The sequence below is a fragment of the Holdemanella biformis DSM 3989 genome, from assembly GCF_000156655.1.
In the GTDB taxonomy this organism is placed as follows: domain Bacteria; phylum Bacillota_I; class Bacilli_A; order Erysipelotrichales; family Erysipelotrichaceae; genus Holdemanella; species Holdemanella biformis.
The window spans coordinates 213,236-235,801 of sequence record NZ_DS996842.1; the positions used below are offsets into that span (position 1 = coordinate 213,236).

Here is a 22,566-nt window from a genome sequence, read left to right on the forward strand (position 1 = left end):
ACGATTTTCCTCCTCTTGATTTGCACCAAAGAGCAGCCAATTTGTTGTCACATGATATAAGCCTGCAAAATCTTTTATTTCTTCTGCTGTAACTGCTCTTTTCCCTGCCTCAATCGCACTAAGCGTTGGGCGTGACATTTCCATACTACGTGCAGCATCCTCTTGATACATGCCTACATTGTTTCTTGCTTCTTTTAATCTAATACCAATGGTTTTATCCATGCTGCGCCTCCATGTCAGCTTTTCTGATATCTTCAATATAACACATTTGCTGATCAATGTCAGTATTTCTGACATAGAATTCACAGATAATTCCAGACTCACGTCAACTTCTCGCAATTTTTATACTTCTATATGAAAAACATCCCGTTGTGCTGTCACAACGGGTATTCTTTATAATTCATTCAATGCTTGTATTATTTTATTGACTTTATCCATGTAGTCTTTTTCTGTTACACCAACTGCACCTAATATTTTTTTCTGTCTGCTAGTCAAACTATATCTTACATGATATTTATTATCCGAAAGTTTTGTTATTCCTAGTCTTTCATAATATATAACTGAAACTCAGGAGAAATCCAAGTTGCGAAAGACATAGCGATATCGCTATGAGCGTATGTTCCCCCATAACGTCCTGCTTTTGAAACGATGCCAATAGCATCTGTCGCTTCTATCCATTTCTTGGGTGATATTGTAAACGCATTGGCTCCAGCCTGCTTTTTAAACCCCCTCGAATTCGAGGGGTTTAAAGTCTGGATTATGTAACCTTTCCCATAATCCTAGAAATTCTATAACATCCCGATTTCTCATCCAGTTTTGAATAACCGCCGTCGGGTCATCGCTCTTATACCGGGCAATATCCGTTAATGAAATAAATTCATTCTCAAAATCCTGCGTATAAATTCCAATATCTATCCCATTTGCATGAATTGTATCTTTAATTATTTTCCCCATTGTGCCTCCTGTAATCACATCATAATATTTGAAATACCTTATTTTCTTTCCTTTTAAGAAAAATCTGCTGAATAACTATCTTCCTCTTCCCACATTTTCCAATATGCGTCAATATAACTCTTAATACAACCGGGATATATATACAAATACTTCTACACACCCTTTTATACAACTCCAATATTTTTTCATCACACGCAAGGTCCAGTAGATAATCAAGCAAATGCGATAATTCAGCCTCTGATACAGTTCTACTACACACATCTTCAACCAACGGCAAATAAAACTCATAGGCTTTTTGATGTATTTCAACTATCTGCTCTACAATCTGATAAATCCTTTCATCCATTAAATTACCTCAAAACATTTAAGTGCATCCGCTATCGCTTCTACCTTCTCTTTCGGTGGACACTTCCTCGGCTGTTTCAATTCCTCTACCGCATTAGGAGCATCATACATTGTTAATCCCAAAGACCTTTTCACCTCTGCAATATACGCAGTATGTACTTTAAATCCATATTTCTTTTCAACATATTCCTGTATCATTTTATATGTAATTTTCGGTTTCGGCTGATATTTCTTTGCCCGCTCTGCAATCGCATCCAACGGCACTTTCCCCTTACCTTTTCCAAATTCCACTTTTACATTAATAACACTATCTGGTGATTTGTGGGACAAAAGTACAATGGTTTCCACGTGGCTAGTAACAGGAAATGTTTCTATATACAACCCTTACTTGAATGTTTCAATAAATGTATGCTTACCATGATTCGATTCATAAACACGAATCTCACAATTGTTAGGCTTTGGTCTCCACTTAATACCGTTTTTACGATCTTCTAGATAGCCACATAAAGAACGAATGATACCACCATGACATACAATCAATACATTCTCATAATTCTTCTTTTCAAGTTCCTTTAAAAAGGATTGACTTCGTTTGACCATACTCTTGACTGATTCAACCGACTTAGGATTTGGCAACAATTCAGGAAAAGCCCAATAGGAAGTCATTTTTAATCCTAATTTAAAGTAGTTACGAAGCTCGTAATCCCCAAAATCCACTTCAATAATACGAGAATCAATCTTTACATCCTTTTGATCTACATTAGCAATAATCGAAGCTGTTTGAATCGCTCTTTGTAGAGGACTTGCATATACCGCATCAAAATGAATATCACCAATCTTTTTTCTTGCCTCTTTTGCTTGTTGAATTCCCGTCTCATTTAAAGGTTCATCTGTAAGTCCCTGCATTAATTTTTGTTTATTTAAAGCCGTCTGGCCATGTCTAGTAATCCAAATCTTCATTCAATTACTCCCTCAATCAAAGTCTCTACGAGCATATAAGACTTTTCCAATTACTTTTACAGGAAGTTCTTCCACTTCTTCCGGCGTAAAAACCTTTGTGTCGATCTTAGGATTTGCGGCTTCTAAAATCATTAAACCCTTTTTATATAAAACACGCTTTAATGTCGCTTCCTCACCCACAAGTACAATCGCAATACTTCCAGACTCCACTTCATTTGTCTGTTTTACAAAGACAAGATCTCCCTCATAGATATGGGCGTTGATCATAGAATCTCCGCGCACACGTAAAAAGTAATCGCCTTTTTTACCATCATGACGATTTAATTCAATATACCCCTCAATATCTTCCATTGGAAAACCATCATATCCAGCTTTTACACTACCAACGATAGGTTTGATTCTATCTTCTTCATCTAAAATGCTTTTGACATCACAATCCAACATATCGGATAATTTCTTTAATGTATTGGCCTTTAAATGTGTGCTTTCACCCTTTAACCAACGAAAATATGTAGCACGACCAATTCCTATCCTTTTAGCCGCCTCATCATGTTTAATATTATTTTCAATCTCATATTGTAGTAATAATTGTCTTAACTGCATAGTTACACCACCTTTATCTATATAGTATCAAAAAATAAATAAAATACCAGTGAAAATTCATTAACTTTTTTAATAAAGTCTCAAATCTATCTTGAATTTTCATTTATTTTTAACTATGATTTTATACGAACGATATGGGGTGTGGAGGTATTTATGCAAAAAACATATTTATGTATTGATTTAAAATCCTTTTATGCATCCGTAGAATGTGTAGAACAAGGCCTTGATCCCTTTGAAGTCAATCTTGTAGTGGCTGATCCTACACGAGGGGGTGGTGCCATTACGCTTGCTGCAACACCAGCCATTAAGAAATTAGGCGTATCGAGTCGTGGTCGTATCTTTGAGATTGATCCAAAAATTGAATATATGATTACTCCACCTAGAATGCATTTGTATATGGAATATAGCTGTAGAGTCTATAAAATCTTTTTGGAATTTATTGCCAAAGAAGATATTCATGTTTATTCCATCGATGAATCTTTTTTGGATATTACAAATTATTTAAAGCTCTATCAAGTCAATGCCAAAGAATTGGCAAAAAAAATTTTAGATCGTATTTATGAAAAAACCGGCCTTATAGCAACTGTAGGCATTGGAACCAATCTGTATCTTGCTAAGATTGCGATGGATATATCCGCCAAACATAATGCGGATCGCATAGCCTGTTTAAATGAAGACTTATATCGACAAACATTATGGCATCATACACCTATGACTGATTTTTGGATGCTTGGAAACGGAACAGAAAGAAGATTACACAAATTAGGTATCTATGACATGTATGACTTGTGCCAATTCCCTATTGAAATATTATATAAAGAATTTGGTGTAAATGCCGAATACATCATTGACCATGCTTGGGGCAAAGAGCCTACGACCATTCAAGACATTAAAAATTATAAATCGAAACAACATTCTATATCCAATTCCCAAATTCTTTTTGAGGACTATTCCTACAAAAATGCCTTTGTGGTTATGAAAGAAATGGTCGACCAAAATGTATTGACATTAACAGAAAAACATTTGGTGACTAAACAAATCTCTCTTATGATTGGCTACTCCAAGGATTGTATCAAACCAAGTTGTGGCTCATGCAAGATTACGAATTGTACAAACTCCTATTCCATCTTATTAGAAGAATTCAAACGACTCTATATTCGCATTGTGAATCCAAACTATCCCATACGTCAGATTGCGATAAGTTTTCAAGATGTGAAAGATGAATATTATTATGAGAATTATGATTTATTTACAGACGTAGAAAAAGTAGAACGAGAAAAAAAGCTACAAGAAACCTTAGTTCAAATCAAGCATCGCTATGGCAAGAATGCCATCTTAAAAGGAATGAATGCCCTAGACTTTGCGACCGCTAAAAAACGCAATACATTGATTGGTGGCCACAACGCATATTAGAGGAGTTTTCACTCCTCTAATTTTTTGAATTCATAGCATACGCTGAAAGCAGGCCGCATTTCTTCAATTTGATCACGATTAATACCGTATTTTTTTGCTAATTGTTCCCAATTATTTTTGACCATTGTTAATATTTCATCTGCATAGACTTCAGCATCAAATTCATTTATATCATAATAACAAGCTGATGAAATAGCTAAATCAATTGAAATACTATTATCATAGCTATCAATATTCAAAGAAAGGACATCTCCGTAAGGAACAGGATTTACATCATAAAGCGGAGATAATCTCCAACCTTTATCATTTAAAATAAAGCCATGGTTTCTTAAATGATCATCTGTATTGGATACAGCCATACTAAAGATAATGCGTTTAAAAAGCTCAATTAAGTCATCTTTGGGACTAGAGCCATAAGCTCTAATAAAATCAACTATGTCTATATAACTTGAACCATCATCCGAAGAGGCACCATCGTTTTTGCCTAGCATTGTCATAGCTGAAGCAAAGTGTATTCTTTTTTCTCCATCTCGATCAAAACGCTTAACAAGAAATGTACTACCATCCTTAGAAAACTTTTCAACTTTTGATTCTGGTACATTCAACCCACATAATTTTGCCAAATCATGAACAACTTTTTCCCATGCACCAACATCATACTCATCGTTTTTTGATGGAAATTTTGCGATCCATAAATCACCTTGCTCATCTTCAACAGTTGCTTTTGGTCTTGCTCCACCCAAAGATGAACCAGGTTTTAATAATTGTTTAAGCCATTTATCATTTAAATAATTATCATCTTTTTCAAATTGCCTAGATGCTTCTTCTAAAGAACGAAGTGTTGCCCAAGGTGGTGCCGCTGTTTCTTTATCATCTGAAAGAAATGGGCCATTAACATCATCTTTAAATCGAAGTGCCCCGACACACGTTTGATCATATACTCCAAGTAGAAAATCACTATCATACATTTTATTAGGTTTTCTGTTTTCACTTCTAGCTTTAATTGCTTCACGTCGTTTCATGAGGATTCGTCCCCATCGATCTGGAGAGGCATCTGCAAACATTCCAAAAATGTTCTTTTCTGTATATTGTCTACCACTAAACATTGATATATCCGGATCCAAACAAAAAGAAAATTTAGATTGTTTTAGCCAGTCTTGATCATATTCAAATGAGTAATGTTCAATGCCGCGAAGTGTATCCACATATAATACGCCTAACTTTTTAGGTTCTAAAGAACTGAAATTCTCATATACAAATATCTTGCGTTCCATCATCTCTCTCCTTTAGGTGCACGTTTCTTGACCTGCATATTTAAATCTTGCATTTTTCTACCAAATTCATCATCTTTTGCAACAAGCAATAAATCTTTATCTAAATTATTCAAAGCATGTAAAACAGCAGCATAAATCCCAATAGCTACTGATGGACTACCTTTTTCAACACTCCATAAAGTCGCACGACTTATTCCTGCCCTTTCGGCAATAAGTTCGGCAGATAATTGTCTACGTAATCGAGCTAATTTAATTTGTTCTCCCATAGTATTCAGAATTCTTTCAGTACTTGGTAAAACAGTCACAGCTTTTTTACCCATTTACTTAACCTCCATTAACGTTTATATATTTAAACATATATTCCATATATGTCTATATTTATAAACATTATAACATATAAATCATTGTTTTATTGTAATGATTAAAAATAAGTTTGCTATGGCCACAAAGCATATTAGAGGAGTTTTCACTCCTCTAATTGTATGTAGCTAATTTGTTTTAGGTTGATCTTTGTCTTTACGATTTGAAGTATTTGCGTATCCAGATTGATTTTAGAAACTACGCCTGTGATTCTTTTATAATTGATACGATCATAATACTCAATCGTGACAAGTTTTCCTTTTTGAATTTCATGCACTCTTTCATTTAAGATTTCATAATCATCCTGCGATAAAATTCTTGGACTTACAATTTCTACTTCACATTCTTGAATCATTTCTTTGAAGCCTTTTAAAGAATCAAAGCTCTGAAAGATCTGAGCTCGATTTTCTTTTTTCTTATGTATTAAATCCATGTGTATCACATCCTTATAAGGATATCATACGTATTTATTATATAATTTCAAGATAGATTTGAGACTTTCTTTAGAAATTTTCTAAAATGTATTTTTGCGTGTTCAAACACTTTCTTAAACGTACCTGTGTATTGTCTTCATTTGTATCCGCTTGTTTAAAATGATTTGAACTTGCCAAACGAGAATAGTAGGCATCTAGATAATCTTGTAGTTCCATATACTTATCTGTATCTAGATTTAATTCAAAACCTTCATGAGTTGCCTTAAAATCATTCATTTTATCCAATTCTGCAAGTAAGCCATCAATGATTTCTAAAGTTAATTCGTCTTTTTTAGCTGCCTTTAAATATTGGTTTAAACGCTTTTTAAAGACCATTGTATTAAAAGTACCATTCTCTTTCATCTTCTCTACTTTCTTTTTAAAGAAATAAGAACCAATAGCTAGAGAAGCCGTTGTCGATAATAAAGCTATAAATTTTATTTTCTGTTTTTTTGTCATAAATAAAAACCTCGATTCATCTATCTTTATTTTACTTTAAAATGAAAAAACATTCCACTATGGAATGTTAGAATCGAAGCATCTGCATAAATGTCGTTATAAGCATCGAAAATACGACAAACACAACAACAAGTATAATTATAAAACTACGAAATTTTTTTCTCACATGAGCCTCCTATAGAAAGTTGAATTTCTTTTAATCTCTTGATCCACAAAATCTGCATCGAACTTTTCAGTAAGCGTAGATGTATCACTAAATAGATTTGTCCCAAGACCAAGTTTATTCCCTTTGATCTTATAACCTAAAGCCGCTAATATTGTAGGATAAAAATCCATAGTCGTAAAGTCTCGATTTTTTTCTTTTACAGGCTTTACTCTTGAATGAATGAATGTGTTCCAAACTCTTCGATCATAGTTCGATGAATAAGTATCATGAATATATTCAGCCGCCATACTTGTATGATCACCCTGAATGACTATAACTGTATCTTTGTAGAAATCTTGTTTCTTTAGCCATTCCATAAAATCTTTTAGATTTTCATCTGTATGATAAATCGAATTCGATAAGGATTCTTTAAATAAATTCTTACAATTTTTAGATTGATACCCATAAGGATGATGGGTATCAACAGTCAACATTTCAAAGTCAAAAGGTTTAGAAGATTTGGATAAATCTGAAATCTTCTCTTTCGCAAATTCAAAGAGTTTATCATCCTCAAACCCCCAGAACGCATGATAATCCTTATCAAGAATTCCTTCTTCTTTTAAAGAAACTGTATCTTGAATATCATAATGACCATGTTGATCAAAATAGCTTCGTCTACCTCCAAATGTTGCATCTGAACCAATCATAAATACACGATTATAGCCATCTTTTTCTAGAATATCGCCAAGTGTATTGACTTTTGGCATAAATGGAACTTTATCCTTACAAAATTTATGTTTTAAACTAAAAATCAAAGGAAGACCTGAAGTGCTCGCAACAATACCGCCTGTAGTCCAACCTGTTCCTGTTAAGACTCTAGCGCCACCAATTTTCTCATGTTGCGAAAAAGAAACGGAGTCTTTTGTAAGTTTAGTCAAATAAGGCAGTAAATCTTCATTGGCATCTCCTCCATCTTCTTTTGTGGCATAGGTTGTTTCCATCGATTCTAAATAAATGTGAATAAAATTCATCTTCTTTTCAGGTGAAATCACTTCAGATTCGACAAAATATGTATCATAAAAATCCGTTTTCTTAAATTGATCAAAGACATATGAAAAGAAATGAATTTGACAAAGACCATATATACAACAAAGTAAAAGAATCATTTTCGCAATATTAATAGGAACCCAACTAAAAATAAGGCCAAAAATAAAGCCTGGAAGTAAGCATTTTTTCATCCAACCAAAAATAAATTGTGTATTGGTACCTTCTAACGGAACTTTAATGTGGTATACAATTTGTTCAAAACTAGAAAGTCCAAAATAAGAATAAGCCCACTTGCTCGAAATTGCCAATGTAAATGCGAATGTAACAATAAATATACTCATAACCAATCCTTTCGAAAGACAAAAATAGGTCATAAGACCTATTTGTTGCACTTATTTTTTAAAGTCTGACTTGGACGAAACTTAGGAAGTTTTGTTGCCTGAATCATCATTCTTTCTTTTGTCACAGGATTGATACCCATTCTTGATTTACGGTCAAAAATTTCAAACTTACCAAACGCAGTAATATCGACATGACCATCACTTGCCAAGGCATCACTCATTTCATTAAAAATCAAATCCACTGCATATGCAGCATCTTTTTTAGACATATTTAATTGAATTGATAAAGTCTGTGTTAAAGACTCCTTATTAACATACTTTCCCATACTAAAATTCCTTCTTTAAATCACGAATCATTAAATCTTGTGCACAATCACTTGGAAGTTTTCCATTATATAAGATTTGGTAAACTTCTTCACAAATTGGCATATCAATACCATTTTCTGTCGCAACACGATGCACAATTTTTGCGGTACGAACACCTTCTACAGTCTTTGTGTTGTTCTTAAAGAAGTTTTCAACAGAATTTTCTTTACCAATTTGATATCCAGCCTCAAAATTACGAGAATGTACACTTGTACAAGTTACAATCAAGTCTCCAATTCCAGTAAGTCCCATGAATGTTTTTTGTTGACCACCAAAATGAACACCATAACGAATCATTTCTTGTAAGCCACGCGTAATCAAGGCTGCGCGCGTATTATCTTGGTAACCTAAACCAGATAAGATTCCAGAAGCAATAGCCATGACATTTTTAATCGCAACTCCAAGTTCTGAACCAATTTCATCATTACCTGTATAAATACGCAAGTATTGATTTGAGAATAAATTTTGAACGGTAAGCGCATCCTCATTTTTTAAACTGATCGCATCAATTGTAGTCAATAAACGAATAACAACTTCTTCTGCATGACTTGGACCAATTAAACTTACAACTGAACTTAATTTATCTTCATCAATACAACGACGAATAACTTGTGACATTCTTTCATTTGTTTCTGGATGGAACCCTTTTGAAACATTGATAATGATTGTCTTTTTTTCTAACAAATCATTAATTTGATGACAAATTGGATCAATTGCGATTGTAGGAACGGCCAATAATACAATATCGGCTCCTTTTACGCATTCAATATCTGTCGTAGCTTTTAATTCAGGATTTAATTCTACATCCCCAAAATATTTTGAGTTTTTATGATTTTCATTGATGTCATTCACTTCATTTTCTGCAACACCATAAACCATAACTTTTTGATGATTATCTTGTAAAACTTGAGCTAAAGCTGTTCCCCAGCTTCCACTACCAATCACAACAGTACGCATATTTAACTCCTTACTATGAGCGTTTACGAGCCAAAATTTTAATTGGTGTTCCCGTAAAGCCAAATGCTTCTCTTAATTTATTTTCAATATAACGAGCATAACTAAAATGTAATAATTCTGGATCATTCACAAATAATACAATCGTTGGAGGTTCAACCGCAACTTGACTAGCATAATAAATCTTTAATTGTTTACCCAAGTGTGGTTTTGCCGGATTCATCATCTGTGCATCTAGAATCACATCATTTAAAATATTTGTTGGAATACGCAAAGTACATGCATCATGTACCTGATCAATCAAAGGAATCAATTGATTCACTTTACTTCCAGTCAGTGCTGAAGTAAACGCAATTGGTGCATAGTTCAAATATAAGAATTGAGCACGAATTTCCTTTTCAATCTTAGCCATTGTCTTTTCATCTTTTTCGACTGTATCCCACTTATTGTAGACAATGATGACACCTTTACCAGCATCATGCGCAAGACCTGCAACATGCTTATCCTGATCACGAATACCTTTTTCACCATCAATTAAGAATAAAACAACATTACTACGATCAATAGCACTTAAAGCACGTAAGATCGAATATTTTTCAATATTCTCATAAATCTTACCTTTTTTACGAATACCAGCCGTATCAATAATCATATATTCTTTATCGTCAACATGAAATGGCGTATCAATCGCATCACGCGTTGTACCTTCAACATTGGATACAATAACACGATCTTCTTTTAAGATTGAATTGACTAAACTTGATTTTCCAACATTTGGACGTCCAATGACACAAAATGAAGTAATACCTTCATATGGAGATAAATTCTTTTCTGGAAGTTTTTCCAAGACAATATCCAATAAATCTCCAAGTCCAATACCATGAGCTCCACTAAGTACAACAGGATCTCCTAGACCTAAAGCATAGAATTCATATACATTCATCTGCATTTCTGGATTGTCCACTTTATTACAAGCCAAAATAACTGGCTTTTTACACTTTTGTAGTTTTCTTGCGATAACTGTATCATCTGTCATTACACCTTCTTTTGCCGAAGTTAAGAAAATAATAACATCCGCTTCTTCAATCGCAATATCTACTTGCATATTGATTTCCTGGGCAAATGCCTGGTCCTCAATTTGAATACCACCCGTATCGATCAAGCGAAAAGTTTGTGTCAGCCATTCCACTTCACCATAAATTCTATCTCTTGTTACTCCGGGCGTATCATCTACAATGCTCTTTCTTTGTCCAATCAAACGATTGAATATCGTTGATTTTCCAACGTTTGGCCGACCAACTATGGCCACAGTACCTCGAATCATATTGTGGTCCCCTTTCTACATTATTCGACTATTTCTAATACTTTTGAAACGACTTCATCTATAGTTAGGTTTGAAGTGTCAATTTCAATTGCATCTTCTGTTTTTTGTAAAGGCGAAATTTCACGATGCGTATCCTGATAATCTCTTGCGACAATATCTTGATAGATTGTCTCATAATCTGCATTGATTCCCTTAGAAATATATTCATCATATCTTCTTTGGGCTCTTGCCTTACTTGAAGCACTCATAAAAATCTTAACTTCTGCATCCGGCAAAACAACAGAACAAATATCTCTACCATCTACAATAAAGCCTTTACTTGCACATACTTTTTGTTGAAGATTCACTAATTTTTTACGAACGATCGCAAGCTGACTCGTTTTACTTGCCTGCATCGAAACATCATTCATACGAATTTCTTTAGAAACATCTTCCCCATCTAAATATACATGATTTTCTTCGTCAAAATGAATATCAATCGAATCCATTAAATCACTCATCGCATTTTCATCATGAATATCCATGTTGTCTTTTAAAGTCTTATATGCTACACAACGATACATAGCACCCGTATCCAAATGTTTCATACCTAACTTTTCAGCAACAATATCCGCAATCGTACTTTTTCCGACCCCACTAGGGCCATCAATCGCAATATTAATTTTTTTTCATTTCAGTCCTCCATTAAATATTCTTAAATGTCCAAACCAAATAACCAATAATCGCAACTAAGGCAATAATTAATATACCTAATACGACATTTAATACGATTTCTGAACCCTTCTTCCCTTTTTTACTTGCTTTTTCAAAATCCGAAGTTTTCATGCGCATTTTTGCACTAGGCATAGATTCAAGTTCATCACGTTTTTCTTTTTTACGTTTTGATTTTTTCTTCTTTTCATTTTTTTGTTGTTCTTCTGTTTTATCAAAATCATCACCAGATAAGAACATTAAATCCAAATTGTCATCCACAGGTTTTTTGACATCTTCTACATCATCACTTGTTAAGACAATTTTTTCTTCCTTAGGTTCTTGGCGAACAGGTCTTTCAAACTCTTGTGTTGTAGGTTTTGAAATTTTCATTGTCGAACCTAAATCTTCATCATCTGTTTCCATTGGAATCACATGTTGATTTCTTTTTCTTGTTTCACTCGTTGAATCCAATTGTTTTAAAATATTGATCTGCGTATCATCTGTAATACGATTTCCATTATCAATATTGTATTGTTTTACTTCTCCAAGAAGATCTTCCATAACTGGAGAAGTAGGCATTTCTTTTACAGTTGGAGAAACACGCACCGTATCATGTGGATACAATGGCTTATTGGCATGTGAACCACTATCTACACGTGATAGTCTTTGTAGTTTTACTGGCTGTGCTTGAGCTGCAGTTGTTTCTTCATCTAAACGATCTCTAAGTTCTTGATACTTTTGTTTTCTTGAAAGTTGAGTCATAAGTACCTCCTAAACATTCTTTACTATTATACACTATTCAACAAAAAAAGAAAAATAGGCAATCGCCTATTTTGCACGTCCTGAATATTTACCATCATTTGTATTTACTACAATCAATTCATCTTGATTGATAAATAAAGGAACTTTTACTTCTAATCCCGTTTCTAAAACAGCGTTTTTACTTGCAGAAGTAGCTGTATCTCCCTTAACGGCTTGTTCACACTCAACGATTTTTAAAGTTGCCTTATCTGGTAAAATAACACCTAAAATTTCACCTTCATAACTTGAAATATTTACATTTGAGTTTGGAACAATAAAGTTTCTTTCCCATTTTAGACGATCCATAGGAATTTCGACTTGATCATATGTTTCATTATCCATAAATACCATGGCATCTTCTGTATCATATAAATATTGCATTTCTCTTTTTTCAATTTGAGCAGGTTCAACCTTTTCTCCACCGCCCCAAGACAATTCAACATTACTTCCTGTACGAATGTTACGAACTTTTGCCTTAACAACCATGGCACTACGAGCGGTTTTATTTTGTGACGCTTCTAAAACTGTATAGATTTCACCATCGACTAAAATTGTAAGACCTGGTTTTAAATCATTTGAACTAATCATGTTTTTCTCCTTTAAAATTGTATGTTTAACCTAAATTATTTTATATCACGCTTGAATTTTGTCAAGAAAAAGAAAAAAAGCACCGAAGTGCTTTCTTTCATCGAAAGGATCGATAAAGTAATTTCTTATGTGTTATTAAGGAAGGATATATACACACAAGATGGATTTTGAGTCGAAAGGTGAGCCATACTTTCTATCTCTTACCACCCATATAATACCCCTATTTCGTAAACTTGTAAACCCTTCCACCTATTTTTCAAAAATTAAATCAAAATTTGTCATTTCAGCCTGGTTTGAAACACCCAAATTATAATTTCTATCCTTGATCAATAACAATAGATCTTCATCTAAATCTGGATTTTGACAAGCCGCTAAAAATAGACGAATAGCTTCCATAGCCAATAATTGAGCACGATCATATAGATCAAAGAAACTTTCCGTTGAAACAAACGAACTGTCACTTGGATGATGCCAACGCGTATGTAAAAGATTCATTACATCATATGGATCATCTGGATGATTCGGAACAATATATCCAGATAAAGAGTTATAGGCCTTTGTGAATGTTTCTAATGTTTGAAGCGCCTTCAACTTATCTCCAGAAGCATCATAGAACAGTGTTTCAATAAAATGCCAATCGTTTAAACTTTCTAAAATTTGATGTGGCTTAATATCAAAACCTAAGATTTGACGAATTGCCACAACATAAATACGTGCAATCGCTCTAGCTTGCTCTTTAGTTACATCACATACTTCATAAAATTTAAAATCTTCAATTGTACACTCACGCTTCACCTTCAACATGATCGCATCCAATAAAGATTCAAAACGATGATGATACCAAGCACTTTTTCCTTTACATGGACCAGTACGATAAAAAACGTAAGGATGACTTGTCGCATCCAATGCCCAATGACATAAATGTCCGCAAACATAGGTCATCATATCTTTTTTGATGTCTTCATCTTGTTCATTACGAATTGAAATCAAAGCCTTTTGGTAAAAATCATTGACATGTGCTGCATGAAACATGCTTCCTGCAACTCTTAAATCACTTTTCTTATAAAAATCTTTTGGATTCATTCCATGAAAGAATAGAAAATCAGGTCCATTTGAACCGATTTCTAAAAGTTGTAGTCTTGGTTCAAATAAATCATGTGTAGCTTCATCTACTTTATCAAAGATTTCCTGTGCAAATAAAGTATGTGTAATAATATTAGGCATTGTTTTTTACCTCCTCAATCAAACCATGATATACAATATATTCAGCATATGTATCCATTTGGCAATATGTTGAAATGGCTTTTTTTACTTCATTTTTCTCTTCTTCATCCTTATCATCATATGTACGATACGCAAAGACCGCATTCAAACCATTTTGAATATCTAAATCAAGATAAGAAACATCTTTTGAAAAGACGGGTAATATACTCTTTAAAGAATAATGTCCGCGCATTTTTGAATTATAATACAATCCAGCTTCAAAAGGCTTTGATAAATCTACCATTCTAGAACAGATTGCATCTAATTCTTCTCTATATTCTTCAAATTGACTCGCAAGTTGCTTCAATCTTAGCTTTTCAGCGCCTTCCATATTGTATACAAGAATCGTCCCTGTTTTTGGAAGGTCTTGAATCAATTGCTCAATAAAATGTCTTCTGCAATCTTTCGATTCAAAGAAATTATAATGTTTCAAATTTCCGTCTTGTGTTTCTACATGCAAACTATATTGGAAGCAAAGCACATCAAAAGGCTTCATATTTTCATAAGGTGGTATGGCAAAGGTATCCCATTCAAAATCTAGATATGAAATTGGATACTGAATTTGTTTCATCCATACTTTTAATGCGGCCCGATCCATAAATGGTTTATTCGTTTTACTTGCCATATATTGCGCATATTGAAGACGAAACCCTTCAATTTGATTCAATGGCAATTCATGAATATGACGAATGCCACGGTTATAGGCATCTAATTTATGTTGATTGGTCGTAAAAAACAAAATAGAATCATCGGGTTCGTTGGATTCGTCAAAACATACAGGATAATAATTACATCTTCTTAATGCCGTACATTGTTTTGTACGCACTGGAGTGATGCTCGTACGATTCAAAATTTCTTTAGTTCTTTCAATCCAACGATCCAAATCAATATCCACTTCATCTATACACTCGGCAATCGTTTTCGATAAATGATTACGCTTATTGAATAGCTTATCACTTATGCATAACAATTCATTTAAATCTAGACTTTCTTTGCGAATATATTCCTTATTTAAATACACAATGCGATTTTGAGTCACGTGAATACCACAATGAGATAGAATGATTTCATTGATTTTCATAATCAACGCCTCATTCTCTTTTGGATATGCACTTAAATGTGGATATACAGCCATATATCCATTCTCTACTTTTTTTAGATATGGAATTTTTGTACGACACTCCTTATATTCGAATCGTGCAAAACATACGACATCATTTTCTTCTAATAACTTTAAAGATTGTTCATTTGAATCCATGGAATGACCTAAACCGCAATTTGTTGCGTTTAGATACGTTTGCCAAAGGTTTGAGAATGGACAATCCATTTTATAAAAACTTTCTTGGTGAATTGAATTGTGGACACTGTTCCAACAAAAACAGTCACATTTCATTTCACGCATTAAATCTGATACATGTAACATAAAATTTTTCACCATTCTTATTGTACTTCAAAAATCAAATCTTTTCATCCTTTATAAGCGTTTAATATTTTTTTAACGCGCATAACATAGTTTGACTTCACATCTTCTGGCTGCAAGATTTCTACTTGATTTGTCATCGCAAATAAAGATTGATACAAATTCGACAGGTCGTCTGTATAAAATTCAAAGTCGGTGAAACCCTCTTGTTTATTGATGATTTGTAGTTTATTACCCCAATATTTTTCTTTAAACAAACGAAGACCATTCTCATTATGATAGGCTCTGACTTGTATTTGTTTTAAATCTAAAGGAATTAGAGAATGCTCTCCAATATAGTTACTTAAATGGAAATGATTATCACGAATAAAATGTCTTGATGAGATTTCACATGAATACATACGTTCTAAGCTGAAACGATACATACGATAATCTTTTCTCAATAAGGAAAAGCCAATTAAATAATAGGATTTATGATAGTGAATTATTTCGTAGGGCTCAACCTCAAATTCTTTGGGGGTTTCATCTTGTAAAGATTGGTACGACAAAAGGACGCATAGGCCTAGATTTATGGCTTGTTGCGTCTTGTCGATCATAGTTGAAGTCTTTTGATCCAACTTGATTGAATTTGACATGTAGTGTAATGAATCGTTTGATGAAATTTTACTTGTCGCAATAATCTTATCCATAGCATCACAATATAAAGAGAGTGGTTTAAAATCTTTTTGTGTACGCATAAATTTATACGATTGTACCAATGCATCCTTTTGTTCGTCACTAAAAATAGTGACCGGAAGATCATATTGATCATTTAAGATATAGCCTCCATAGCGCCCTTTCACTTCTTCTACGTTATAGCCTGCAAGCACAAGTTCTTTTTTAAATTCACGAATATTTCGTGGATTTACTTCTAGTTCTGAAGCAAGTTGTGTTGTATTCATCTTTCCTCTTGCCTTTAAAAGTTGTAGCATGCGAATGCATAAGTTTGTTCGATTCATTGTTTTCTCCTTTTAGTGTGTGCTGCAAAATCTTTGGGGATAGTAACCAAAGCCTTTTTTTGGCTCAAAATGTTTAGGAACAATACCACGAAATACAAGTGGACGTATCATTTGACCAATCCCTCTTTCAAGCGCAAAACCTAAAGCCTCTTGTTTTTGAATGGCTCCGGCATCAATTAAAATATTTACAATTTCTTCATTTCCAATGCTGATGGCATGCATCAAAATTGGATACCCATTAAATACCCAACTTGGACTTGCACCAAGTTGTAAACAATATTCAACTTTTTGTACATCCTCTTTCCATACGGCATCTAATAAATCCATAGCTAATCTTTTTTCTGCGTTCATATTGTATCCTTCTTTCTATACTCAAAGGATACAATTTAAATAGACATCATTTATGTCAAATTAATCAGTTACCTCTTTTACTTTTTGAAGACGACTTAACACATCTTCACTCACCAATTGATAGATGCATGAACAAATTGGAATAAAGATAATGATTCCAATAATGCCTGCAACATTCGCTCCAATTGTGATCGCAACAATGATATACATGGGTGGAAAACCAACGGATTTTCCAACGACATGAGGATAAATAAAGTTTCCTTCGACTTGTTGGATACAAATAAACATAATGATAAAAGTTAGACCTTGTACAGGGGATGTCATCGCAATAAAGAAAGCACATAATATAGCGGCAACCAAAGCTCCAAACATAGGTACCAAAGCGCCAATACCCACGACAAGTCCAACTAAAAATGCGTATGGTATTTTTAAAATCAAGGCTCCTGCAGTGACTAAACTTGCAAGAATTAAACATTCTAAGCAGGTTCCTCCCACATAACTTGTAAATATGCGAACAATGAGTTTTAATACGTGGCGCACTCGATCATAATTTTTTTCAGGAAGATAAGCTTTTAATAAAGATTTTGTTTCACGTACGACTTGTTCTTTATTAAAGAGCAATAAAAAAGAAAAGACAATGGTGATAAAGGCTTGCGCAAACCATGAAAATGTTGTGGATAAAATTGTAAAAATAGAGCCGAATATATCGTTAGCTCCCCCAGAAACGAGCCATGAACTTATTTTTTTTGAGACATTATCAATCGCAAAGGTACTAAAGGCGTTGATGTCTAAGTTTTTTAAGGAATCATGAATCACATCAATATTTTTTGTGATATCTAAAAGCCAAATATATAATTCATAAATCATTTGTGGAAAATTTGTCAGCAGCAATTGAATAGAAAATAAAATTCTTGGTATGACAATTCCAACAAATGCGACAAAGACGGCAAAAACGATTAGAACCGATAATACATTCGAAATAATTCGTTTGATTTTTGTATCTTTGATGTCAAACCATTTTATCGAATAGCGCATTAGATTATTCGAAATAATATTAAACACAAAAGCCAAGCCGGCTCCAAGTAAAAATGGTAAGCACATTTGTCCAATCCAACCTAAAAAACAAAAAATCTTTTCAAAATAATAGATAACCATTCCAATCAATAGTGTAAAAATTATAAGTCTTTGGTACATCTTCTCTTTTTCATGTAGGTCCACTAAAAACCACCTCAAATCGAATTTATTATACTATCTTTTAAAATGAAAATCATTTTTTTAAATTTTTTATTTACATCTTTTTTTCATAGGTGTAAAATTGCCGAGTTAAAAGAAAAAAAGTAGAGGTGAAACAAATGAGTACAAAGTACATTTTCGTAACGGGTGGTGTTGTTTCTGGTTTAGGTAAAGGAATCAGTGCAGCAAGTCTTGGCCGTCTTTTAAAGTCTCGCGGCTACAAGGTTACAAGCCAAAAATTAGATCCTTATATCAATGTAGATCCAGGAACAATGTCCCCTTTCCAACATGGTGAAGTTTATGTCACAGATGATGGTCTTGAAGCCGATCTAGATTTAGGTCATTATGAACGATTTATTGATGAAAACCTACACACGTATTCCAACCTTACCACTGGACGTGTCTATTGGAATGTCATCAACAAAGAGCGTGATGGAAAATATCTTGGTGAAACCGTTCAAGTCATCCCTCATATTACTAATGAAATCAAAAGTTTTGTGATTCGTGCTGGTGAACATGCAGCGGCAGATGTTGTGATCACTGAAATTGGTGGTACAACGGGTGATATTGAAAGCTTACCTTTTTTAGAATCTATTCGTCAGGTGGCTTTAGAAGTAGGGCGTAAAAATTGTTTATTCATCCATGTAACGTATATTCCATATATTTCTGGTTCTCAAGAATATAAATCAAAACCAACACAACATTCTGTCAAAGAATTACAGTCTTATGGTATTAATCCTGATATTATTGTTGCGCGTTGTGATGAAACCATTCCTCAGTCTGTGTTAGACAAAATTTCATTATTCTGTAATGTTGAAAAGCGTTGTGTGATCCAAAATAAGACACTTCCATCCCTTTATGAAGTTCCATTTATGTTGGAAGAACAAAATCTTGCGGACATTGTCTGTGAAAAAACGGGTCTAGAAATTCGTAAACCAGATTTAACAGAATGGAAACAAGTTGTTGAAAACATTAAAGCAAGTACAAAACCTGTAAATATTGCCTTAGTTGGTAAATACGTAGCACTACATGATGCATATCTTTCTGTAAGTGAAGCTTTATATCATGGTGGTTTTGAAAATCACGCCAAAGTGAATATTCAATGGATCGATTCACAAGGTTTAGAAAATGCCAATTTAGATGAAGTATTTAAAGATACAGATGGAATTATTTTACCTGGTGGTTTTGGAGATCGCGGTATTGAAGGTATGATCAGTGTTGCCAACTATGCAAGAAATAAACAAATCCCTTATTTAGGAATCTGTTTGGGTATGCAAATTGCAGCCATTGCCTTTGCGCGTGATGTATTAGGTTTTGAGGATGCCAACTCGTATGAATTTGATTCTGAAAGTAAACATACAATCATTGATTTTATGGAAGATCAAAGCAATGACATCAAAAAAGGTGGCACTATGCGTTTAGGTTCTTATCCTTGTTCTTTAAAAGCGGACACAAAAATCTGGTCTTGCTACAAAAAAGATATGATCGATGAAAGACATCGTCATCGTTATGAATTCAATAATGAATATCGCAGTGAATTCGAACGTAATGGTATGAACATCGTTGGTACAAGTCCAGATAAACAATTAGTAGAAGCTATTGAATATACAAATCATCCATTCTATATTGGTGTTCAATATCATCCTGAATTTAAATCTAGACCAAATCGCCCTCACCCATTGTTTGTTGGTTTAGTAAAGGCAAGTCTAGAAAACAAAGAAAGTCACAAATAGTGACTTTTCTTTTTTATATATATACCTTTCAAGTTCATCCACAGACATATTTAATATGGAAGCTACAGACTTTATATCCATTGTACTAGAAAGACGAACTATCATTGACCAAGAAATAATTTCACCTTCGTTTTTTAACAACAAAGAAGAAGTTAACTATATGCATTAGAAACTAAATGTCAGATTGCCTACATACTCTTATACGAAAAAAATGAAGGTTTTTTTGAAAAAAAGAAAAATTTCTCAAATAATTTATGAAAATAATGATATTATATACGCGACAGGAGGATACACAAAAAATGAAAATTGTCGATGAATATTTTGGATGTGACGTATTTAGTACATCTGCTATGCAAAGATATTTGCCTCATGCCGTCTACAAACAAATGATGGATGTAATGGAAAAAGGAAAAGAACTTCCTAAAGAAATCGCAGATGTCGTAGCGAATGCCATGAAAGACTGGGCGATGGATAAAGGGGCTACTCATTATACACACTGGTTCCAGCCAATGACAGGTATCACTGCTGAAAAGCATGATGCGTTTATCAATCCAACTGGGCCAACATCTGTTATTTCAGACTTTAGAGGAAAAGAATTGATCAAAGGTGAACCCGATGCTTCCAGTTTTCCAAGTGGTGGATTACGTGCTACTTTTGAAGCTAGAGGATATACAGCATGGGATCCAACTTCTTTAGCTTTCGTTAAAGAAAAGACATTGTATATACCAACTTTATTCTGTTCTTACGATGGTAGTGCTTTGGATAAGAAAACGCCATTATTAAGAAGTAATGATGCATTAAATAAGGCAGCTGTTCGTTTATTGAATATTATGGGTTACAATATCCATAAAATCAAAACGACTGTTGGGCCTGAACAAGAATATTTCTTAATTGATGAGGAAATGTTTAAAGAACGTCTAGACCTATTGGTTACAGGAAGAACACTATTTGGTGCGGCTCCAGTAAAAGGTCAAGAATTAGATGATCACTACTTTGGAAGCTTATCCGAACGTGTAAAAGCTTATATGGAAGAAGTAGATGAAGAACTTTGGAAATTGGGTGTATATGCCAAAACAGAACATAAAGAAGTGGCTCCATGTCAATTTGAATTGGCACCTGTATTTACATCAACAAATATTGCGAATGACCAAAACCAACTTACAATGGAAGTTTTACAAAAGGTAGCTTCACATCATGGATTGGTATGTTTATTACATGAAAAGCCATTTGACGGTGTCAATGGTAGTGGTAAACACAACAACTGGTCTTTCTGTACAGAAGAGGGCGAAAACATTTTAGAGCCTGGTGATTCTCCAAAAGACAATATTCGTTTCTTAACAGTACTTGCAGCTATCATTAAAGGTGTAGACGAATATCAAGACTTATTAAGAATCTCTGTTGCCAGTGCTGGAAACGATCATCGTTTAGGTGCAGATGAAGCACCACCAGCTATTATTTCTATCTATTTAGGTGAAGAATTAACAGCTATCTTAGAAGCTATTGAAGCTGGAAATGAATATGTAGATACAATCGATCGTAGATTGGAACTTGGTATTTCTACCCTACCTCCAATCGCAAAAGATTCTACGGACCGTAACCGTACTTCTCCATTTGCGTTTACTGGTAATAAATTCGAATTCAGAATGCTTGGATCCAACTTAAACATTTCTTGTCCAAACACAATTTTAAATACAATCGTAGCTGAAGAATTAACACAGTTTGCGGATGAATTGGAATGTGTTAAAAAAGAAGATATGACAAAAGCCTTGATTGCATTAATTCAAAAAACATTAAAGAATCATAAACGAATTATCTTCTCTGGAAATGGATATTCAGATGAGTGGAAGAAAGAAGCAAAAAGACGTGGTTTATTAGAACTTAAAACAACTGCGGATGCACTTCCTCACTATACAGATCCAAAAAATCTTCAATTGTTTGAAAAACACAATGTATATTCTGCAAGTGAATTGCACGCACGTGAAAGTATCCTTCTTACAAACTATTATAAAGTGGTTCAAATCGAAGCTAAGACGATGGCTTATATGTTGCGCAAACAAATCTTGCCTGCAATCTTTAGCTATGAGGCTAAACTAGCTCAAATCATTCAAACTAAAAAATCAAGTGGAATCGATGCACCTTTAGAAGTGAAGATCTTAAAAAATATCAACACACCTTTAGAACTCGTTTCAAACCACTTAGATACATTGGAAACATTGATTCACAAAGAAACAACAACAGAAAAACAAGCGGCTTGTTTTGCGGCCAATGAATTACTTCCATTAATGGAAACAATTCGTCAATTGACAGATTTGATTGAAACCAATGTTTCGAAAGAAGACTGGCCTTTACCAGACTATAATGACATTCTATTTAAGTCTATGCTTTAGGGAATCCTTGGATTCCCTCTTTTTTTACATTTATTTTCTGTAAATACTTGCATAAATAGTATTCAAGGTTCATAATCACTA

26 protein-coding genes are annotated in these 22,566 nt (G+C 33.8%); 3 read left to right on the plus strand and 23 right to left on the minus strand.

Features of this window, described 5'->3' with window-relative positions; all coding sequences use genetic code 11:
• From EUBIFOR_RS06070 to EUBIFOR_RS06095, 7 genes are all read right to left on the minus strand, one after another.
• A partial coding sequence (locus tag EUBIFOR_RS06070) for a helix-turn-helix transcriptional regulator (RefSeq protein WP_003865094.1) occupies positions 1 to 222 on the minus strand: 222 nt, incomplete at its 3' end.
• Positions 223 to 539: 317 nt separating this feature from the next.
• The gene (locus EUBIFOR_RS13490; RefSeq protein ID WP_315969420.1) at positions 540 to 761 is read right to left on the minus strand and encodes a KilA-N domain-containing protein; all 222 of its coding nucleotides are present in this window, start codon (positions 759 to 761) and stop codon (positions 540 to 542) included.
• Positions 721 to 954: a KilA-N domain-containing protein gene (locus EUBIFOR_RS13430; protein ID WP_050755947.1), complete on the minus strand. Its 234-nt coding sequence runs from the start codon at positions 952 to 954 to the stop codon at positions 721 to 723. Before EUBIFOR_RS13430 ends, EUBIFOR_RS13490 begins: the two co-directional genes overlap by 41 nt.
• Before the next feature lie 19 nt (positions 955 to 973).
• Positions 974 to 1,300 carry a hypothetical protein gene (locus tag EUBIFOR_RS06080; RefSeq protein WP_003865096.1) on the minus strand — a complete coding sequence of 109 codons (327 nt, stop codon included), beginning with the start codon at positions 1,298 to 1,300 and terminating at the stop codon, positions 974 to 976.
• Entirely contained in the window at positions 1,300 to 1,629 is a 330-nt protein-coding gene (locus EUBIFOR_RS06085; RefSeq protein ID WP_244264157.1) for a hypothetical protein, read from the minus strand. The genes EUBIFOR_RS06080 and EUBIFOR_RS06085 overlap by 1 nt, the downstream gene beginning before the upstream one ends.
• A gap of 54 nt (positions 1,630 to 1,683) precedes the next feature.
• Positions 1,684 to 2,259 (minus strand): histidine phosphatase family protein, encoded by a 576-nt coding sequence (locus EUBIFOR_RS06090; RefSeq protein WP_003865098.1) that lies wholly within the window; start codon positions 2,257 to 2,259, stop codon positions 1,684 to 1,686.
• A 12-nt stretch (positions 2,260 to 2,271) separates the two neighbouring features.
• Positions 2,272 to 2,862, minus strand: coding sequence for a helix-turn-helix domain-containing protein (locus EUBIFOR_RS06095; protein WP_003865099.1), 591 nt, complete (start codon positions 2,860 to 2,862; stop codon positions 2,272 to 2,274).
• Between the two features lie 153 nt (positions 2,863 to 3,015).
• Here EUBIFOR_RS06095 and EUBIFOR_RS06100 point away from each other — a divergent pair, with 153 nt between their 5' ends.
• The gene (locus EUBIFOR_RS06100) at positions 3,016 to 4,275 is read left to right on the plus strand and encodes a Y-family DNA polymerase (RefSeq protein ID WP_003865100.1); all 1,260 of its coding nucleotides are present in this window, start codon (positions 3,016 to 3,018) and stop codon (positions 4,273 to 4,275) included.
• A gap of 8 nt (positions 4,276 to 4,283) precedes the next feature.
• Here EUBIFOR_RS06100 and EUBIFOR_RS06105 read toward each other — a convergent pair whose 3' ends face one another.
• The 16 genes from EUBIFOR_RS06105 to EUBIFOR_RS06180 all read right to left on the minus strand — a co-directional run bounded on the left by EUBIFOR_RS06105 (position 4,284) and on the right by EUBIFOR_RS06180 (position 18,350).
• On the minus strand, positions 4,284 to 5,549 hold the full coding sequence (locus EUBIFOR_RS06105) for a type II toxin-antitoxin system HipA family toxin (protein WP_147587384.1): 1,266 nt from the start codon (positions 5,547 to 5,549) through the stop codon (positions 4,284 to 4,286).
• Positions 5,549 to 5,869, minus strand: a complete 321-nt coding sequence (locus EUBIFOR_RS06110) for a helix-turn-helix domain-containing protein (protein ID WP_003865102.1) — start codon at positions 5,867 to 5,869, stop codon at positions 5,549 to 5,551. Before EUBIFOR_RS06110 ends, EUBIFOR_RS06105 begins: the two co-directional genes overlap by 1 nt.
• Positions 5,870 to 6,015: 146 nt before the next feature.
• Positions 6,016 to 6,342, minus strand: a complete 327-nt coding sequence (locus tag EUBIFOR_RS06115; RefSeq protein WP_003865103.1) for a YolD-like family protein — start codon at positions 6,340 to 6,342, stop codon at positions 6,016 to 6,018.
• Positions 6,343 to 6,412: 70 nt separating this feature from the next.
• On the minus strand, positions 6,413 to 6,841 hold the full coding sequence (locus EUBIFOR_RS06120) for a hypothetical protein (RefSeq protein ID WP_003865104.1): 429 nt from the start codon (positions 6,839 to 6,841) through the stop codon (positions 6,413 to 6,415).
• 162 nt (positions 6,842 to 7,003) lie between these two features.
• A complete protein-coding gene (locus EUBIFOR_RS06125) occupies positions 7,004 to 8,374 on the minus strand; it encodes an LTA synthase family protein (protein ID WP_050755948.1) in 1,371 nt (456 codons plus the stop codon).
• 38 nt (positions 8,375 to 8,412) lie between these two features.
• Positions 8,413 to 8,700: an HU family DNA-binding protein gene (locus EUBIFOR_RS06130; RefSeq protein WP_003865106.1), complete on the minus strand. Its 288-nt coding sequence runs from the start codon at positions 8,698 to 8,700 to the stop codon at positions 8,413 to 8,415.
• Between the two features lies 1 nt (position 8,701).
• Entirely contained in the window at positions 8,702 to 9,697 is a 996-nt protein-coding gene (locus EUBIFOR_RS06135) for an NAD(P)H-dependent glycerol-3-phosphate dehydrogenase (RefSeq protein WP_003865107.1), read from the minus strand.
• Between the two features lie 13 nt (positions 9,698 to 9,710).
• On the minus strand, positions 9,711 to 11,018 hold the full coding sequence (gene der / locus EUBIFOR_RS06140) for a ribosome biogenesis GTPase Der (protein WP_003865108.1): 1,308 nt from the start codon (positions 11,016 to 11,018) through the stop codon (positions 9,711 to 9,713).
• A gap of 20 nt (positions 11,019 to 11,038) precedes the next feature.
• A complete protein-coding gene (cmk, locus tag EUBIFOR_RS06145; protein WP_040466252.1) occupies positions 11,039 to 11,680 on the minus strand; it encodes a (d)CMP kinase in 642 nt (213 codons plus the stop codon).
• Between the two features lie 22 nt (positions 11,681 to 11,702).
• Positions 11,703 to 12,473: a hypothetical protein gene (locus EUBIFOR_RS06150; protein ID WP_003865110.1), complete on the minus strand. Its 771-nt coding sequence runs from the start codon at positions 12,471 to 12,473 to the stop codon at positions 11,703 to 11,705.
• 66 nt (positions 12,474 to 12,539) lie between these two features.
• Positions 12,540 to 13,100 carry an elongation factor P gene (gene efp, locus EUBIFOR_RS06155; RefSeq protein ID WP_003865111.1) on the minus strand — a complete coding sequence of 187 codons (561 nt, stop codon included), beginning with the start codon at positions 13,098 to 13,100 and terminating at the stop codon, positions 12,540 to 12,542.
• A 249-nt stretch (positions 13,101 to 13,349) separates the two neighbouring features.
• Positions 13,350 to 14,324: a zinc dependent phospholipase C family protein gene (locus tag EUBIFOR_RS06160; RefSeq protein WP_003865112.1), complete on the minus strand. Its 975-nt coding sequence runs from the start codon at positions 14,322 to 14,324 to the stop codon at positions 13,350 to 13,352.
• Positions 14,317 to 15,786: a DUF2779 domain-containing protein gene (locus EUBIFOR_RS06165; protein WP_040466253.1), complete on the minus strand. Its 1,470-nt coding sequence runs from the start codon at positions 15,784 to 15,786 to the stop codon at positions 14,317 to 14,319. The genes EUBIFOR_RS06160 and EUBIFOR_RS06165 overlap by 8 nt, the downstream gene beginning before the upstream one ends.
• Before the next feature lie 44 nt (positions 15,787 to 15,830).
• Positions 15,831 to 16,781 carry a helix-turn-helix transcriptional regulator gene (locus tag EUBIFOR_RS06170; RefSeq protein ID WP_040466254.1) on the minus strand — a complete coding sequence of 317 codons (951 nt, stop codon included), beginning with the start codon at positions 16,779 to 16,781 and terminating at the stop codon, positions 15,831 to 15,833.
• A gap of 12 nt (positions 16,782 to 16,793) precedes the next feature.
• Complete coding sequence (locus EUBIFOR_RS06175) at positions 16,794 to 17,132, minus strand: ankyrin repeat domain-containing protein (protein ID WP_003865115.1); 339 nt, start codon at positions 17,130 to 17,132, stop codon at positions 16,794 to 16,796.
• A gap of 60 nt (positions 17,133 to 17,192) precedes the next feature.
• Positions 17,193 to 18,350, minus strand: coding sequence for an AI-2E family transporter (locus EUBIFOR_RS06180; protein WP_003865116.1), 1,158 nt, complete (start codon positions 18,348 to 18,350; stop codon positions 17,193 to 17,195).
• A gap of 134 nt (positions 18,351 to 18,484) precedes the next feature.
• Here EUBIFOR_RS06180 and EUBIFOR_RS06185 point away from each other — a divergent pair, with 134 nt between their 5' ends.
• The gene (locus EUBIFOR_RS06185) at positions 18,485 to 20,098 is read left to right on the plus strand and encodes a CTP synthase (protein WP_003865117.1); all 1,614 of its coding nucleotides are present in this window, start codon (positions 18,485 to 18,487) and stop codon (positions 20,096 to 20,098) included.
• Between the two features lie 299 nt (positions 20,099 to 20,397).
• Entirely contained in the window at positions 20,398 to 22,485 is a 2,088-nt protein-coding gene (locus EUBIFOR_RS06190) for a glutamine synthetase III family protein (protein WP_040466255.1), read from the plus strand.
• Positions 22,486 to 22,566 lie beyond the last annotated feature (81 nt).

Excerpts from the sequence above, each read along its gene's own strand:
- EUBIFOR_RS13430 (WP_050755947.1), bottom strand. The coding sequence starts at position 954 with ATGGGGAAAATAATTAAAGATACAATTCATGCAAATGGGATAGATATT.
- EUBIFOR_RS06080 (WP_003865096.1), bottom strand. The coding sequence starts at position 1,300 with ATGGATGAAAGGATTTATCAGATTGTAGAGCAGATAGTTGAAATACAT.
- EUBIFOR_RS06090 (WP_003865098.1), bottom strand. The coding sequence starts at position 2,259 with ATGAAGATTTGGATTACTAGACATGGCCAGACGGCTTTAAATAAACAA.
- EUBIFOR_RS06095 (WP_003865099.1), bottom strand. The coding sequence starts at position 2,862 with ATGCAGTTAAGACAATTATTACTACAATATGAGATTGAAAATAATATT.
- EUBIFOR_RS06100 (WP_003865100.1), top strand. The coding sequence starts at position 3,016 with ATGCAAAAAACATATTTATGTATTGATTTAAAATCCTTTTATGCATCC.
- EUBIFOR_RS06105 (WP_147587384.1), bottom strand. The coding sequence starts at position 5,549 with ATGGAACGCAAGATATTTGTATATGAGAATTTCAGTTCTTTAGAACCT.
- EUBIFOR_RS06110 (WP_003865102.1), bottom strand. The coding sequence starts at position 5,869 with ATGGGTAAAAAAGCTGTGACTGTTTTACCAAGTACTGAAAGAATTCTG.
- EUBIFOR_RS06115 (WP_003865103.1), bottom strand. The coding sequence starts at position 6,342 with ATGGATTTAATACATAAGAAAAAAGAAAATCGAGCTCAGATCTTTCAG.
- EUBIFOR_RS06120 (WP_003865104.1), bottom strand. The coding sequence starts at position 6,841 with ATGACAAAAAAACAGAAAATAAAATTTATAGCTTTATTATCGACAACG.
- EUBIFOR_RS06125 (WP_050755948.1), bottom strand. The coding sequence starts at position 8,374 with ATGAGTATATTTATTGTTACATTCGCATTTACATTGGCAATTTCGAGC.
- EUBIFOR_RS06130 (WP_003865106.1), bottom strand. The coding sequence starts at position 8,700 with ATGGGAAAGTATGTTAATAAGGAGTCTTTAACACAGACTTTATCAATT.
- EUBIFOR_RS06135 (WP_003865107.1), bottom strand. The coding sequence starts at position 9,697 with ATGCGTACTGTTGTGATTGGTAGTGGAAGCTGGGGAACAGCTTTAGCT.
- der (WP_003865108.1), bottom strand. The coding sequence starts at position 11,018 with ATGATTCGAGGTACTGTGGCCATAGTTGGTCGGCCAAACGTTGGAAAA.
- EUBIFOR_RS06150 (WP_003865110.1), bottom strand. The coding sequence starts at position 12,473 with ATGACTCAACTTTCAAGAAAACAAAAGTATCAAGAACTTAGAGATCGT.
- efp (WP_003865111.1), bottom strand. The coding sequence starts at position 13,100 with ATGATTAGTTCAAATGATTTAAAACCAGGTCTTACAATTTTAGTCGAT.
- EUBIFOR_RS06160 (WP_003865112.1), bottom strand. The coding sequence starts at position 14,324 with ATGCCTAATATTATTACACATACTTTATTTGCACAGGAAATCTTTGAT.
- EUBIFOR_RS06165 (WP_040466253.1), bottom strand. The coding sequence starts at position 15,786 with ATGTTACATGTATCAGATTTAATGCGTGAAATGAAATGTGACTGTTTT.
- EUBIFOR_RS06170 (WP_040466254.1), bottom strand. The coding sequence starts at position 16,781 with ATGAATCGAACAAACTTATGCATTCGCATGCTACAACTTTTAAAGGCA.
- EUBIFOR_RS06175 (WP_003865115.1), bottom strand. The coding sequence starts at position 17,132 with ATGAACGCAGAAAAAAGATTAGCTATGGATTTATTAGATGCCGTATGG.
- EUBIFOR_RS06185 (WP_003865117.1), top strand. The coding sequence starts at position 18,485 with ATGAGTACAAAGTACATTTTCGTAACGGGTGGTGTTGTTTCTGGTTTA.
- EUBIFOR_RS06190 (WP_040466255.1), top strand. The coding sequence starts at position 20,398 with ATGAAAATTGTCGATGAATATTTTGGATGTGACGTATTTAGTACATCT.